This window comes from Streptomyces sp. NPDC001663 (assembly GCF_042893105.1).
Classification (GTDB): Bacteria; Actinomycetota; Actinomycetes; order Streptomycetales; family Streptomycetaceae; genus Streptomyces.
The window spans coordinates 474,364-487,241 of record NZ_JBIAUR010000009.1; the positions used below are offsets into that span (position 1 = coordinate 474,364).

The following is a 12,878-nucleotide window of genomic DNA, read 5'->3' on the forward strand; positions in this document are numbered from 1 at the left end:
AGCCGGCCCCCGTACGCCTCGCGTGCGGGGGTCAGTGCTGTGCGGGTGCCGACAACCGGTGCAGCCGCAGGGCGAGTTGGATCTCCAGGGCGCGGGCGGGCTCCTGCCAGTCGTCGCCGAGGAGGCGGCCGACGCGTTCCAGGCGCTGGGCGACGGTGTTGACGTGGACGTGCAGCTCGTCCTTGGTGCGGGCCGGGCTCATGCCGCAGGTGAAGTAGGCGTCGAGGGTGCGCACGAGGTCGGTGCCCCGGCGTTCGTCGTAGGCGACGACCTGGCCGATGGTGCGGTCGACGAAGCCGGCGATGTCCCGGTCCCCGGCGAGCAGCAGGCCGAGGAAGCCGAAGTCCTCGGCGGCGGCGCCGTCGCCGGAGCGGCCGAGCAGACGCAGGGCGTCCAGGCAGCGGCGGCCCTCGGCGTAGGCGGCGGCCACCGCGTCGGGGTGGGCGGCCAGGTCCTGGACGGGGGCGGAGGCGCCGACGGTCACTGCCTCGTGCACCGCCGTGCCGAGGTGGCGGGCGGTGCGGCGGGCCACCTCGGTCGCGGTGTCGCCGGAAGCCAGCGGCAGCAGCAGGACGGTGCCGCCGTCGCGCGCGGCGGCCAGGCCGTGCCGGGTCGCGGCGAGGTGGGAGGCCGCGGACCACAGGCGACGGCGGGCGGCCGCCTCCTGGTCCGCATCCGCGGCGGCGCCGTCCAGGCGGGCGGCGAGCACCACGTGGGTGGCGTCGAGGTCGGCGTGCAGCCGGGAGGCCCGCTCGCGCAGCAGGCGCGAGTCGCGGTTACGTACGTCGAGGAGGTCGTCCAGGAGCTCGCCGCGGACGCGCTGTTCGGCCTCGGCGGCGGAGCGTCTGGCGAGCAGGAGCAGCGAGGTGACCATCGCCGCGCGCTCCAGAGTGCGCTGGTCGACGGGGTCGAGGCCGGGGTGGCCGCGCAGGACGAGCGCGCCGAGCAGTTCGCCGCCGGCGGCCACGGCGGCGATCCAGTCGTCCTCGTGCCGTACGGCGTGTCCTTCGGCGCGGGACGCCTCAAGGGCCGCCGTCGGCGTGCCGGCGGCCTCGGTGAACTCGACGGTGTGGTCGAGGACTTGGGATACGGCGGCGGCCACGTCGTGGACTCCGCCGCCGCGCAGGACGAGTTCGGCGAGCCGGTCGTGGACGTCGGAGGCACGTTCGATGACGCCGCTGCGGTCCTGGATGATCTCGTTGGCCCGCTCCAGGCCGGCGAGGGCCGAGCGGGTCTCGGTGAGCAGGTTCGCGGTGTCGATGGCGGCCGCGGCCAGCGCGGCGAACGAGCCGAGCAGCGCGATCTGTTCCCGCTCGAAGACCCGGGCGCGCCGGTCGGCCGCGAAGAGGACCCCGATGACGTGGTGGCCCAGCATCAGGGGCACGCCGAGGATGGCTACCAGTCCTTCGTCGTGCACGCCCGCGTCGATGGCGTGGGTGTGCTGGAAGCGGTCGTCCTTGAAGTAGTCGTCGGTGACATAGGGGCGGGCCGTCTGGGCGACGAGACCGCCGAGTCCCTCTCCCATACCGAGTCGCAGTTGCTGGAAGCGGGCGGCGACCGAGCCCTCGGTCACCCGCATGTAGGTATCGCCGCGGACCGGGTCGTTCAGGCTGAGGTAGGCGACGTCGGTGCCGAGCAGGGAGCGGGCGCGCTGCACGATCGCCTGCAGTACGGCGTCCAGGTCCCGCAGGCCCGCCAGGTCGTGGGCGGTCTCGAACAGTGCGGACAGCTCGGCTTCCCGCCGGCGCCGGCCCTCCAGCTCCGCGCGCACCCGCAGGGCGAGCAGCTTGGCGTGCTCGAGCGCGGCGATCGTCTCGGCCGGCCGTCCCTCGGCGCGGGCCAGCAGCACCGGCTGCTCGTAGGCGTCGACGGACGCGCCCCTGGCCAGCAGCTCCAGAAACGGCGACTCTGCGCCGGTGAGCGCAGGGGCTGCAGCGTCGTGGCGCTCGGCGGACTGCACGTGATCGCGGGACATGCTCACAGGATTCCCCATCCCACGGCCGCCCCGTCAGCCCTGTGGACAACTCGTCGTGACACGGGTACCGGCCTGGTCAGTGGGCGGTCCAGCCGCCGTCGAGGACGAGCGATGTGCCGGTCACGAAGGAGGCCTGCGGGCTGCACAGATAGGCCACGGCCTCGGCGACCTCCTCCGGTTCGATGAGCCGCTTGACGGCGCTGTCCTGCAGCAGCACGTCCGCCAGGACGTGCTCTTCGGGGATGCCGTGCGCCTGTGCCTGATCGGCGAGCTGCTTCTCGACCAGGGGGGTGCGCACATAGGCGGGGTTCACACAGTTGGAGGTGACGCCGTGGGGGGCGCCTTCGAGGGCAGCGGTCTTGGACAGGCCCTCCAGACCGTGTTTGGCGGCCACATAGGCCGACTTGTAGGCCGAGGCACGCAGGCCGTGGACGGAGGAGATGTTGACGATGCGGCCCCACCCCTGGCCGTACATGTGCGGCAGGGCGCCGCGAATGAGCCGGAACGGTGCCTCCAGCATCACGGTGAGCACGGTGTGGAAGACCTCGGGCGGGAACTCCTCGATGGGACGCACCAGTTGCAGTCCGGCGTTGTTGACGAGGACGTCGGTGCCCGCGGCGACGAGCTCGGCGGCGTCGAGGTCGGTGAGGTCGAGGACGTGCGATTCGACGGTGCCGGCCAGGCCCCGGGCGTGCTCGGTGAGGGCCTCCAGTCCCACGGCGTCCCGGTCCACCGCTCTCACCTTGGCCCCGGCGGCCGCGAGCCGCAGCGCACAGGCGCGGCCGATGCCACCGGCGGCGCCGGTGACGAGGGCGGTGCGGCCGCCGAGGTCGAGGGAGGCGGGGTGGGGGGCCGGAGCGCTGCTGGGCGGGGTCATACAACGACCCTAGGCAGCACCCGCACCCGCCCACATATGGTCACCGCCCATACTTCAGTCAGAACTCATGGGCTCGAACCACGTGGGTTCGTCGGACAGGGCCTGCTTGATCCGGAAGTGGTGGTAGTCGGTCATCTCGGGCAGCTCGTCCAGCGCGAACCAGCCGACGGCCAAGGACTCGTCGTCGTTCACCCGGGCCTCGCCACCGAGCGCGCGGCAGCGGAAGCAGATGTCCATGAACTGGCACACGTCCCCGTTGGGATACGTGACCTGCCGTCCGGAGCGCACCGCGACGAGCCGCTCGACGGCGACCCGGACGCCCGTCTCCTCCTCCACCTCGCGCGCGATGGCGACGGCGGGCTGCTCGCCCGGGTCCGGGATGCCGGAGATCAACGCCCACTTGTGGTTGTCCGCGCGCTGCCCCAGCAAGACTCTGCCCTCGTCGTCGAAAACGACGGCGCTGACGCCGGGCAGCCAGAGCAGTTGGTGGCCGGCGGCGGCCCGGATCTCGTGGATGAAGTCAGGAGTTGGCATGATCCCGACCCTACGACGCCCACGCCCTCCCACCGGCGCACTCCCCGAGTCGCACGCCCGGCGTACGACTACACGTCACCGGCGCGCCGCCCGCGTAGTCCGGCGCCGATCGCCCAGCCCAGCCCGCCCGCGGCGACCAGTACCAGGGCGATCTCGGGCAGGATGCCGAGCCGGGTGGCCGGTGTCTCGGAGGAGCGCAGCGGCACCTTCTGCACCAGGTGAGCCGGGACGAACATGCCGGTCTTCTGCGTGATCTTCCCGTCCGGCATGATGATCGCGCTGACGCCACTGGTGACCGGCACGGTGACGGTCCGGCTGTGCTCGACGGCGCGCACGCGGGACATGGCGAGCTGCTGGTAGGTCATCTCGCTGCGGTCGAAGGTCGCGTTGTTGCTCGGCACGGAGATCATCTGCGCGCCGTCGGTGACCTCGGAGCGCACGGCCCAGTCGAAGGCGGCCTCGTAGCAGGTGACCAGGCCGACCTTGGCGTGGTCCATGGTGAACACGCCCGGCTTGGTGCCCCGACTGAAGTCCTGTCGGACCATCGAGGTCCAGTTGCTGTTGATCGCGCCGATGAGCGAACGCAGCGGAAGGTATTCGCCGAACGGCTGGATCTGCCGCTTGTCGTAGGTGTCCGTGGGGCCCTTCTTGGGGTCCCACAGGATCTGCTCGTTCCACAGCTTGCCGTCCCGCTCGACGACACCGCCGACCGAGATGGGCACGCCGATCGCCTTGGCCGCGCTGTCGATGACTGCGTACGCGTCGGCGTTGGCGAAGGGGTCGACGTCGGAGGAGTTCTCCGGCCACAGCACGAAGTCGGGCTTGGGGGTCTTGCCGGCCTTGACCTCGGCGGCCAGGCGCTTGGTCTCCCGCGCGTGGTAGTCGAGGACGGCGCGCCGCTGCTCGTTGAACTCCAGCCCGGAGCGGGGCACGTTGCCCTGGATGACCGCGACGGTCGCGTAGCCGTCCTCCGCCTTGTCGCTGACCAGCGAATTGGCGGCCACCGCGCCCGCCACCGGGACGGTCACGCTGAGCAGGGCCACGGCCGCGGCCGATCGTCGTATCTCGCGGGTGCGCCGCGCATCCAGGGCCAGACGTACGACCTCGTAGAGGCCGAATCCGCACAGGACGACCGCGAAGCCGAGCACCGGGGTGCCGCCCACCGCGGCCAGCGGCAGGAAGACGCCGTCGGCCTGGCCGAAGGCGACCTTGCCCCAGGGGAAGCCGTGGAACGGCACACGCGCGCGTGCCGCCTCGCCCGCGATCCACACCGCGGCCGCCCATACCGGCCAGGCGGGCAGCTTCGACACTGCGGCGACGCCCGCGCCGACCAGCGCGATGAAGATCGCCTCGATCGCCACCAGGGCGAGCCAGGGTCCGGAGCCGACCTCCACGCCGGTCCACACCAGCAGCGGCAGCAGGAAGCCAAGGCCGAAGAGGTAGCCGAGGCCGAGGCCCGCCTTCCAGCTGCGCCCGCGCAACACCCAGCCGAAGCCGGCGAAGGCCGGCAGGGCCAGCCACCACAGGGTGCGCGGCGGGAAACTGACGTAGAGCAGCACTCCGGAGAGCGCCGCGGCGAGGGCCGGTACCAGGCGCACGAGGCGCGCCGCGCGCGATGCGGGCGCGACCTGCGGCTGCAACTGGTCCGACTCGTCCACGGAGGTTGCGGTGACGGTCACTCCGGGAGTGTACGGCGGGTGACCTTGACGCGGACAGCGCGGTCCGCATGGCAGCACGGGGCGCAGCCCGCAGCAGTCGCCGCAGTCGCCGCAGTCGCCGCAGCGTTCCTGCGTAACTCGGTCCAACTCATCCACAAAACGCCCATCAGCAGTTACGGTGTGCCCAGCGTCAGTCGTCGGGCCGGTCACGGCCTCGACAGCGAGGGTCATGCGAGGTCGGGGGGCCTCGGTCGGGTTCGGGGGGCGGGGTGGGTTCCACGGGGATGACGTCTCTGGCCGGTCCTGGGGAGGACGGCGAGAGACGAAACGTTTCTGACGGAGCGGGCGTGGTGGTGCTCGGGGCCTGCGCCACCTGGGCGCTGATCACGGCGACCGTGCAGGAGGGTCGCCCGGAGGGTGTGCTGCTGGCGGTGCTGGCGGTGGCCGCGGGCTATGCCGCGGGCCGGATCTGCGGGGCGCTGCTACCGGTGGCCGCTCCGTGTGCCGGGGCACTGGCCGGACTCGGGCTGGCGGTGGCCGTGCCGCATCTCGCGCCCGGGCCCCAGGCCGTCGCGCCGCTCGGCCATGCAGGTGCCACCGCCGCCCTGCTGACGCTGTGCGCCGGCGCCGCGTGCTGCGCCGCCTGGGCCACCGAGGCACCGGCCCTGCGGCTGGCCCTGGGGGCGCTGGCGGCCGGCATCACGGTGACCGCCGCCGTCTTGGGCTCGACCAGCGGCTTCGTAACCTGCACCGCCGTACTGCTGTGCTCGCTCGCCGCCGGCCGGATGCAGCGCCGCGGCCTGGGCATCGCCGGGCTCGCGCTGGCCGCGACCCTGGCGACGGGCCTGACCTGGGCGGTCGCCGCCAACGCCCTGCCGGACGGGCTCACCGCCTCCCTGGAAGGACAGTTCACCGAGCACCGGATCCAGCTGTGGCAGGACGCCCTGCACCTGGCGCACCACAACGCCGCCCTGGGCGTGGGCCCGGAAAGGTTCGGGGAGCTGAGCACGACGGCGACCCGGACGTTGCTTTCGGACGGCAAGCCACATTCGGCGCTGCTGCAGCAGGCGGCGGAACAGGGCGTGGTCGGGGTCGTGCTGCTGGCCGCGTCGTTCGGCTGGATGCTGTACGCGCTGTGGCGCTCCACGCGGCCCACGCCGGTGGTGCTCACCGCCGGGGCGGCCCTCACGGCGCTGGCTGCGATCGCCGCGGTCGGCAACGCGCTGAGTTTCACCGCGGTGTCGGTCGGCGCGGGGCTGCTGGCGGGTCTGGCCACGGCCAGGCCGCTGGTGGACGAGTCACCGCAGCCCGAGATGGGCGCGCGTTCGCGCGACCGGCTGACGCCGTGACGCCGGTGCTCAGTGGGTGGCGCCGGGCGCGGCCGACCGCAGCCGGGCCCTGATGACCCGTACGGCGGTCTCGGCGTTGTCCACGGTGATCGTGAACGTATGGCCGTCCCACAGCTGCAGAACGACGCCCTCGCCGCGGCGTACGACGACCGCGGTGCCCTTCTCGGGCCGCCAGCGGTAGCCCCAGCCGCCCCAGTGGCGGGGCGTGACGTGCGGGTCGAACTCGGCGCCGGCGACGTGCGAGAGGGGGATGCGGCGGCGCGGCAGTCCGATGTGGCCGCAGCGCACCTCGAGGGACTCCTTGTCGAGCTTCAGATCGACGTGCACGAAGGCGAGCGTGCCGAAGAGGACCAGCAGTCCGGCGGCGATGCAGCCGACGACGGACATGACGAGCGGGGCGGTGCCGGACGTCCAGGCGGAGTCGACGGCCAGCTCGATACCGAGCGCCATGAAGGCCGCGCCGCCGAGCGCCAGCAGCCACTGGACCCGGTTGGTGGCGCGTCCGGTCCAGACATCGGGATGCTTGGCGCTCTCGCCGTGGGGGTGGTCCCTCATACCAATGAGATTACTCATGTTTCGCTGCGGTGGTACCGAGTCGCACAGCGTGACTGCACCGACCGGGCCGTACGGAGCCCGGTCCGGGTGGTGGCCTTCGGTCAGCGGGCGGGGCTGACCGCCTGGAGAAGGCGGCCCTCCGCGTAGGAGAGGGCGGTCGCGGGCAGCTCGGCCTGGCGTCCGCTGAGCAGCACCGTGAGCGTGGTGTCGGCCCGGGCCTCCGGGGCCGGCTGCGCGCCGATCCTGCGCAGCGACTGGGCGGCGACCGCTCCCGCGGATCCGTGCAGGATGAGCGGCGGACGGCCCGGCTTCTGCAGCGCCGCCCTGATGGGCTCGGCGACCAGCTCGTAGTTGGTGCAGCCGAGCACGACGGTCGACACGTCGTCCGGGGTGAGCGCGGCCGCCGCGGCGATGGCGGCCTTGATCGCGGCCTCGTCGGCGTGGTGCACCGCGTCGGCGAGGCCGGGGCACGGCACCTCGGTGACGGCCACGCCGTCGGCGAACTCCGCGATCAGATTCCGCTGGTAGGGGCTCCCGGTGGTGGCGGGCGTCGCCCAGATGGCCACCGGGCCGCCGCCCGCCGCGGCCGGCTTGATGGCCGGGACCGTGCCGATGATGGGCAGGTCCGGCTCGAAGCGGGCCCGCAGCTGGGGCAGCGAGTGCACGGACGCGGTGTTGCAGGCGACGATCAACACGTCGGGGCCGTGCGCGGCGGCAGCCCCGGCCACGTCCAGAGCGCGCTGGGTGATGTCCTCGGGAGTCCGCGGCCCCCAGGGCATCCCGTCGGGGTCCCAGGAGAGTACGAGATCGGCGTCGGGCCGCAGGCGCCGTACTGCGGCAGCGGCGGGGAGCAGACCGATTCCGGAGTCCATGAGCGCGATCTTCACCCGGCCACGATAGACGATGGGCCCCTGCGGGCCGCCCGGGTGGGGCACACTGCGCGAGTGAGCGCCATCGCGTGGATTGCCGCCCTGTCCCTCGCCGCATGGCTGTGGCTGCTGCTCTGCCAGGGCTTCTTCTGGCGCACGGACATCAGACTGCCGCGCCGCGCGGACCCCGGCGACTGGCCACCGGTCTGCGTGGTCGTCCCCGCGCGTGACGAGGCCGCCGTACTGCCCGCGAGCCTGCCCTCGCTGCTCGCGCAGGACTATCCGGGGCGGGCGGAGATCTTCCTCGTCGACGACGGCAGCTCGGACGGCACCGGGGAGCTGGCCCGCGAACTGGCACACAGCCACGGCGGACTGCCGCTGACCGTCGCCTCCCCCGGTGAACCGCCGGCCGGCTGGACGGGCAAGCTGTGGGCCGTGCGGCACGGCATCGGGCTGGCACGCGCGCGTGGGCCCGAGTATCTGTTGCTGACGGACGCCGACATCGCGCATGCGCCCGACAGTCTGCGGGAGTTGGTCGCGGCGGCACGCACCGGCGGTTTCGACGTCGTCTCGCAGATGGCCCGGCTGCGGGTGGAGAGCCTGTGGGAGCGGCTCGTCGTGCCGGCCTTCGTCTATTTCTTCGCGCAGCTGTATCCGTTCCGCCGCATCGGCAGGAAGGGGACGCGGACGGCAGCCGCGGCGGGCGGCTGCGTGCTGCTGCGCACCGAGACGGCTGAGCATGCCCGGATCCCGGACGCCATCCGGCACGCGGTCATCGACGACGTGGCCCTCGCCCGGGCGGTCAAAGGCAGCGGCGGGCACATCTGGCTGGGGCTGGCCGAGCGAGTGGACAGCGTGCGCCCGTATCCGCGACTGCACGATCTGTGGCGGATGGTGTCGCGCAGTGCGTACGCCCAGTTGCGGCACCATCCGCTGCTGCTGCTCGGGACGGTCCTGGGGCTGGCGCTCGTCTATCTGGTGCCGCCCGTGGCCCTGGTCTGGGGGCTGGCCGGTGCGGATACGGCGGCCACGGTCGGCGGCGGGCTCGCGTGGCTGGTGATGACGGGGACGTACGCGCCGATGCTGCGCTACTACCGCCAGCCGCTGTGGCTCGCGCCTCTGCTGCCGTTCACCGCGTTCCTCTATCTCCTGATGACGGTCGATTCCGCGGTGCAGCACTACCGGGGGCGCGGTGCGGCCTGGAAGGGCCGCACCTACGCGCGCCCGGACGCCGTCACGGACGAGCACCCGCTGTAGGACGCCTCACTTCCTGCCGGGCGTCCAGTTCATGCCCCATCCGTAGGCGTAGTCGACGGTCCGCTGGGGACTCACCCCACGCTCGGGTACCAGGTAGCGGGCCTCGCGCTGGACGACCAGGTCATTGCCGGTGTTGGTGATCAGCGCAAGGGCGCAGACCGTTGAGGGGACCGTGCACTCGTCGAGCGAGAAGTCGATCTGGGCGCCGTACTGCGGCTGGAGGGTGACCGTGGCGTGCAGGTCGGCGAAGGACCGCGCGCCTTCGTAGATGGTCACGAAGACGAGGATCCGCCGGAAGTCCTGCTTGTGGTCGAGGTTGACGGTGAGGTTCTCGCCGCTCGCGACGGCGCCGGTGCGGTCGTCGCCGTCGAGGTGGATGTACGGCGGCTGGTGCAGGGCTCCGAAGGCGTTGCCGAGGGCTTGGACGACGCCCTTGCGGCCGTCGGTGAGTTCGTACAGGGCGCACAGGTCGAGGTCGAGATCGGCGTGCATGGCGACCGCACGGCCGCGCTTGCTGCCCCAGCCCGAGAACTGCTTGCGCACCTCCCAGTTGAGGTTCACGCGCATGGCGCCCGACGTGCCGCCCTGCTTGGCCAGCGAGACCGCGGGAGCGGCCTTGGTCAGCGTCACCTTGCTCAGGCGCACCGGCTGCGTGGGAGGCGCCGGCGGCGGGGGCGGCTGGACGGCGGCCGGCGGCGCGACCGGCGGGGGCATGGTCACCGGGGGTGCGACGGGTGGCGGCATGGTCACGGGCGGTGCGGGGGGCGGGGGCATGGTCATCGTGGGCGGCGGGGGTGCGGGGGCGGCGGGTGGTGGAGTGTGTTGTGGTTCGTCCACCGTGATGCCGAAGTCGGTGGCCAGGCCCTCGAGTCCGCTGTCGTAGCCCTGGCCGACGGCGCGGAACTTCCACGCACCCTGGCGGCGGTAGAACTCGCCGAGGACGAAAGCGGTTTCGACACTCGCGCCCGTGCTGTCGAAGCGGGCGACCACGCCGCCCTGGGCCGCGTCCCGGACCTCGATGTAGAGGTCCGGAACCTGTCCGAACGTGCCGCCGTCCGCGGAGGCGACCAGGACGACGGTCTCGATCGCGGGCTCCACGCGCGCGAGGTCGACCAGAAGTGTGTCGACGGTACGGCCGCCGACGTCCCGCTTGCCCTCGTGGCGGACCGCGCCGGACGAGTGCACCGGCTGGTTGTAGAAGACGAAGTCGCCGTCGGAGCGGACCTTGCCGCCCACGAGCAGAAGGGCCGAGGCGTCCGCGTCGGGTACGCCCGGTCCGGATCGCCAGCCCAATTCCACCCGCAGTGCCGTAGTCGGCACCGGCGTATTCGATCCTTTCGGCATTGACATGTCCGCCCCCATCACGTGTCACCGTGCCGCGTCCCGGCAGCCCTTCGGGTTGTCTACACGCACAACCTATTCCCCCCGACAGAGAACTCCCATGAGGAGCACGGACGGACCGGTGTCCAACCCGCCGGTAACCCTCCCGGAACTCGGCATTTACAGGATCCGCCCCCTGATCGCCGCCCTATTTTGGCAAGTTCGCTCGCATTGGGGATCCCGCGTCACTGCCGACGCAGAAAACAACCCTCTTATCGGTCTCCCCAACCAGCACATCGTGGGCTTAACTTATGTGCCATGACCTCCCCCCGCTCCACCTTCGGCGGCGGCTACTACTCCGCCTTCCCGGACACCCCGATCTACGACAGGCTCGTCGCCGAGCGGGGCACCCCGCAGATCGCTCCGATCCGGGTCCCCGCCGCGTACGACGCGCCGGGCAGCTACCTGCCGGCGCTGCCGTCGGCCCTGCCCGCCCTTCCGGCGGGTCCGTCCCAGCCCTCCTACGGCTACCCGCAGGCGCAGCAGCCGGCTCCGCTGCAGCAGGCGCCCGCGGCATACATCCCGCAACAGGCCACCGCGCCGCGCGGGTACCCCGGTCCGCAACAGCAGCCGCAGCGGCCGATGGCGTCCGGCACGGGCTACGAGGCGATGCGCCCCGCGGCTCCCCGGCCCGCCCCGGCGGCCCCCTACCAGGATCCGTACAACAACCAGCAGCAGTACCGCGGCTACTGAGCCGCCGTCCCCGGTTGTCTGTGCCACCTGGCACGATGGCTGCATGGGGAACGCGCTGCTGCACTCGATTCACGTCCATCCGGTCAAGGCGTTCCGGGGTCTCGCGCCCCGGGAAGCCGTCGTGGAGCCCTGGGGGCTGTCCGGAGACCGGCGCTGGGTGCTGATCGACGACGGGGGAAAGGTCGTCACGCAACGTCAGCAGCCGCGCCTCGCGCTGGCCGCCGCCGAGCTCCTGCCCGGCGGCGGTGTGCGTCTGTCGGCACCCGGCAAAACCCCGCTGACGGTGCCGGTGCCACGGCCGGTGGGCACGGTCCCGGTGGAGATCTTCCGCGACAAGGTCGAGGGGGTCCTCGCCGAGGACGAGACCGCGCACGCCTGGTGCAGCGACTATCTCGGCGCCGAAGTGCGCCTGGTGCACATGGACGATCCGGCCACGCGCCGGCCCGTCGATCCGGAGTACGCGCGGCCCGGCGAGACGGTGTCCTTCGCCGACGGCTACCCGCTGCTGCTCACCACGACCGCCTCCCTCGACGCCCTCAACTCCCTGATCGCACAGGGCAACCACGGGGCCGAGGGACCGCTGCCGATGAACCGGTTCCGGCCGAACGTGGTCGTGTCCGGCACGACCGCCTGGGCCGAGGACGACTGGTCCGCCCTGAGAATCGGCGAGGTCACCTTCCGCGTCGCCAAGGTGTGCGGGCGCTGTGTCGTGACCACCACCGACCAGGGCACCGCCGTGCGGGGCAAGGAGCCTCTGCACACACTGGGGCGCCACCGCCGCCTCGACGGCAAGCTGGCTTTCGGGCAGAACCTGGTGCCCGTGTCCCCCGGCACGATCCGGGTCGGCGACGCAGTGACCGTCCTCGAGTAGACCTCCGCCGGGGCCTTCGGAGAAGGATCCGGACAAGATCCGCTGGTCGGGAACCCCGGCCGGGGGCCCGGGCGTTGAGTATTCGTGAGAAGTTCATGAGAGGCCCCGGTCGCAGGTGATTTCGCTCTCTCTTCGACCGGGCCCGCGCGTGAACGGCTCCGGCAGGGGTTATCACGGAGCGGGAAGGGGGTGCGGGACGTTGCGAGCAATCGGAGGACTCTGGCGCTGGCGGCACAATCCGCTGCGGCGCACGAGCGATCTGGTCGAGGCCTGGCTGGCCCTGGTGGCGCTGCTGCTGATCCTGGTCGTCGCGCCCGTGATCGGTTCCCTCGTCGGCGGCATCGCGCAGGACGCCCTGCAGCAGTCGGTCCGCGACCAGCACGCCTCCCGCCATCTGGTGACCGCCACCGTGGTGCGCAAGCTGGACCGCTCCCCGCTGGACACGGATCCAGAAACGTCCACGTCGCGGGACCTGCGCAGCCGGGTCGTCGCCGACTGGACCGCACCGGACGGCACCGGCCACCACGGCACGGCGCTTGCCGGCCTCAAGTCCCCCCACCACGGGGACCACTTCAAGATATGGACGGACGCCCACGGCAGCATCGTGGCCCAGCCGCTGGACCCCGCGACGGCGACGACGCACGCGGTGCTCGCCGGGTTCGGTGCCGCCATGCTCACCGCGGGCGCCGTCGAGGGCGGACGGCGGCTGATCCTGTGGCGCATGGTCCGTCGCCGGTACGCCCGTTGGGACCAGGCCTGGGACCGGGCGGGCCCGGACTGGGGCAGGACCGGCACCGGCAGCTGACGGCCTTCCGGCTCTGGTCAACCCACCACCCGCGCGCACGCTACGGTGGACCGGC

Annotated in this window: 12 protein-coding genes; 5 read left to right on the forward strand and 7 right to left on the reverse strand. The window is 72.4% G+C overall.

The annotated features are described in order from the left end of the window. Nucleotides 1–31: 31 nt before the first annotated feature. The 4 genes from ACFY1L_RS29940 to lnt form a co-directional block, all read right to left on the reverse strand. Nucleotides 32–1,975 (reverse strand): helix-turn-helix domain-containing protein, encoded by a 1,944-nt coding sequence (locus tag ACFY1L_RS29940; protein WP_388830979.1) that lies wholly within the window; start codon nt 1,973–1,975, stop codon nt 32–34. A gap of 76 nt (nt 1,976–2,051) precedes the next feature. Beyond that, complete coding sequence (locus ACFY1L_RS29945) at nt 2,052–2,852, reverse strand: 3-hydroxybutyrate dehydrogenase (RefSeq protein WP_388830981.1); 801 nt, start codon at nt 2,850–2,852, stop codon at nt 2,052–2,054. A 54-nt stretch (nt 2,853–2,906) separates the two neighbouring features. Further along, a complete protein-coding gene (locus ACFY1L_RS29950; RefSeq protein WP_388830983.1) occupies nt 2,907–3,386 on the reverse strand; it encodes an NUDIX domain-containing protein in 480 nt (159 codons plus the stop codon). Between the two features lie 68 nt (nt 3,387–3,454). Further along, complete coding sequence (gene lnt, locus ACFY1L_RS29955; RefSeq protein ID WP_388830985.1) at nt 3,455–5,065, reverse strand: apolipoprotein N-acyltransferase; 1,611 nt, start codon at nt 5,063–5,065, stop codon at nt 3,455–3,457. 263 nt (nt 5,066–5,328) lie between these two features. Here lnt and ACFY1L_RS29960 point away from each other — a divergent pair, with 263 nt between their 5' ends. Then, nucleotides 5,329–6,393 (forward strand): O-antigen ligase family protein, encoded by a 1,065-nt coding sequence (locus ACFY1L_RS29960; RefSeq protein WP_388830987.1) that lies wholly within the window; start codon nt 5,329–5,331, stop codon nt 6,391–6,393. Nucleotides 6,394–6,402: 9 nt separating this feature from the next. Here ACFY1L_RS29960 and ACFY1L_RS29965 read toward each other — a convergent pair whose 3' ends face one another. Both ACFY1L_RS29965 and ACFY1L_RS29970 read right to left on the reverse strand, forming a co-directional pair. Further along, nucleotides 6,403–6,948: a hypothetical protein gene (locus ACFY1L_RS29965; protein WP_388830989.1), complete on the reverse strand. Its 546-nt coding sequence runs from the start codon at nt 6,946–6,948 to the stop codon at nt 6,403–6,405. Between the two features lie 101 nt (nt 6,949–7,049). After that, the gene (locus tag ACFY1L_RS29970) at nt 7,050–7,835 is read right to left on the reverse strand and encodes a glutamate racemase (protein ID WP_388830991.1); all 786 of its coding nucleotides are present in this window, start codon (nt 7,833–7,835) and stop codon (nt 7,050–7,052) included. Between the two features lie 57 nt (nt 7,836–7,892). Between ACFY1L_RS29970 and ACFY1L_RS29975 the strand changes: the two genes are divergently transcribed. After that, complete coding sequence (locus ACFY1L_RS29975; protein ID WP_388830993.1) at nt 7,893–9,074, forward strand: glycosyltransferase; 1,182 nt, start codon at nt 7,893–7,895, stop codon at nt 9,072–9,074. A 6-nt stretch (nt 9,075–9,080) separates the two neighbouring features. On the opposite strand, the gene ACFY1L_RS29980 is transcribed toward ACFY1L_RS29975, so the two are convergent. Next, nucleotides 9,081–10,418 carry a TerD family protein gene (locus ACFY1L_RS29980; protein WP_388831103.1) on the reverse strand — a complete coding sequence of 446 codons (1,338 nt, stop codon included), beginning with the start codon at nt 10,416–10,418 and terminating at the stop codon, nt 9,081–9,083. 294 nt (nt 10,419–10,712) lie between these two features. On the opposite strand from ACFY1L_RS29980, the gene ACFY1L_RS29985 reads away from it, so the two are divergent. The 3 genes from ACFY1L_RS29985 (at nt 10,713) to ACFY1L_RS29995 (ending at nt 12,823) form a co-directional block, all read left to right on the forward strand. Continuing rightward, entirely contained in the window at nt 10,713–11,147 is a 435-nt protein-coding gene (locus tag ACFY1L_RS29985; RefSeq protein WP_388830995.1) for a DUF6643 family protein, read from the forward strand. A 43-nt stretch (nt 11,148–11,190) separates the two neighbouring features. Then, nucleotides 11,191–12,018, forward strand: coding sequence for an MOSC domain-containing protein (locus ACFY1L_RS29990; RefSeq protein ID WP_388830997.1), 828 nt, complete (start codon nt 11,191–11,193; stop codon nt 12,016–12,018). 199 nt (nt 12,019–12,217) lie between these two features. Then, on the forward strand, nt 12,218–12,823 hold the full coding sequence (locus tag ACFY1L_RS29995) for a hypothetical protein (RefSeq protein WP_388830999.1): 606 nt from the start codon (nt 12,218–12,220) through the stop codon (nt 12,821–12,823). Nucleotides 12,824–12,878 lie beyond the last annotated feature (55 nt).

Coding starts and splice junctions, on each gene's coding strand:
- ACFY1L_RS29980 (WP_388831103.1), bottom strand. CDS start 10,418: ATGCCGAAAGGATCGAATACGCCGGTGCCGACTACGGCACTGCGGGTG.
- ACFY1L_RS29985 (WP_388830995.1), top strand. CDS start 10,713: ATGACCTCCCCCCGCTCCACCTTCGGCGGCGGCTACTACTCCGCCTTC.
- ACFY1L_RS29945 (WP_388830981.1), bottom strand. CDS start 2,852: ATGACCCCGCCCAGCAGCGCTCCGGCCCCCCACCCCGCCTCCCTCGAC.
- ACFY1L_RS29950 (WP_388830983.1), bottom strand. CDS start 3,386: ATGCCAACTCCTGACTTCATCCACGAGATCCGGGCCGCCGCCGGCCAC.
- ACFY1L_RS29965 (WP_388830989.1), bottom strand. CDS start 6,948: ATGAGGGACCACCCCCACGGCGAGAGCGCCAAGCATCCCGATGTCTGG.
- ACFY1L_RS29960 (WP_388830987.1), top strand. CDS start 5,329: ATGACGTCTCTGGCCGGTCCTGGGGAGGACGGCGAGAGACGAAACGTT.
- ACFY1L_RS29940 (WP_388830979.1), bottom strand. CDS start 1,975: ATGTCCCGCGATCACGTGCAGTCCGCCGAGCGCCACGACGCTGCAGCC.
- ACFY1L_RS29990 (WP_388830997.1), top strand. CDS start 11,191: ATGGGGAACGCGCTGCTGCACTCGATTCACGTCCATCCGGTCAAGGCG.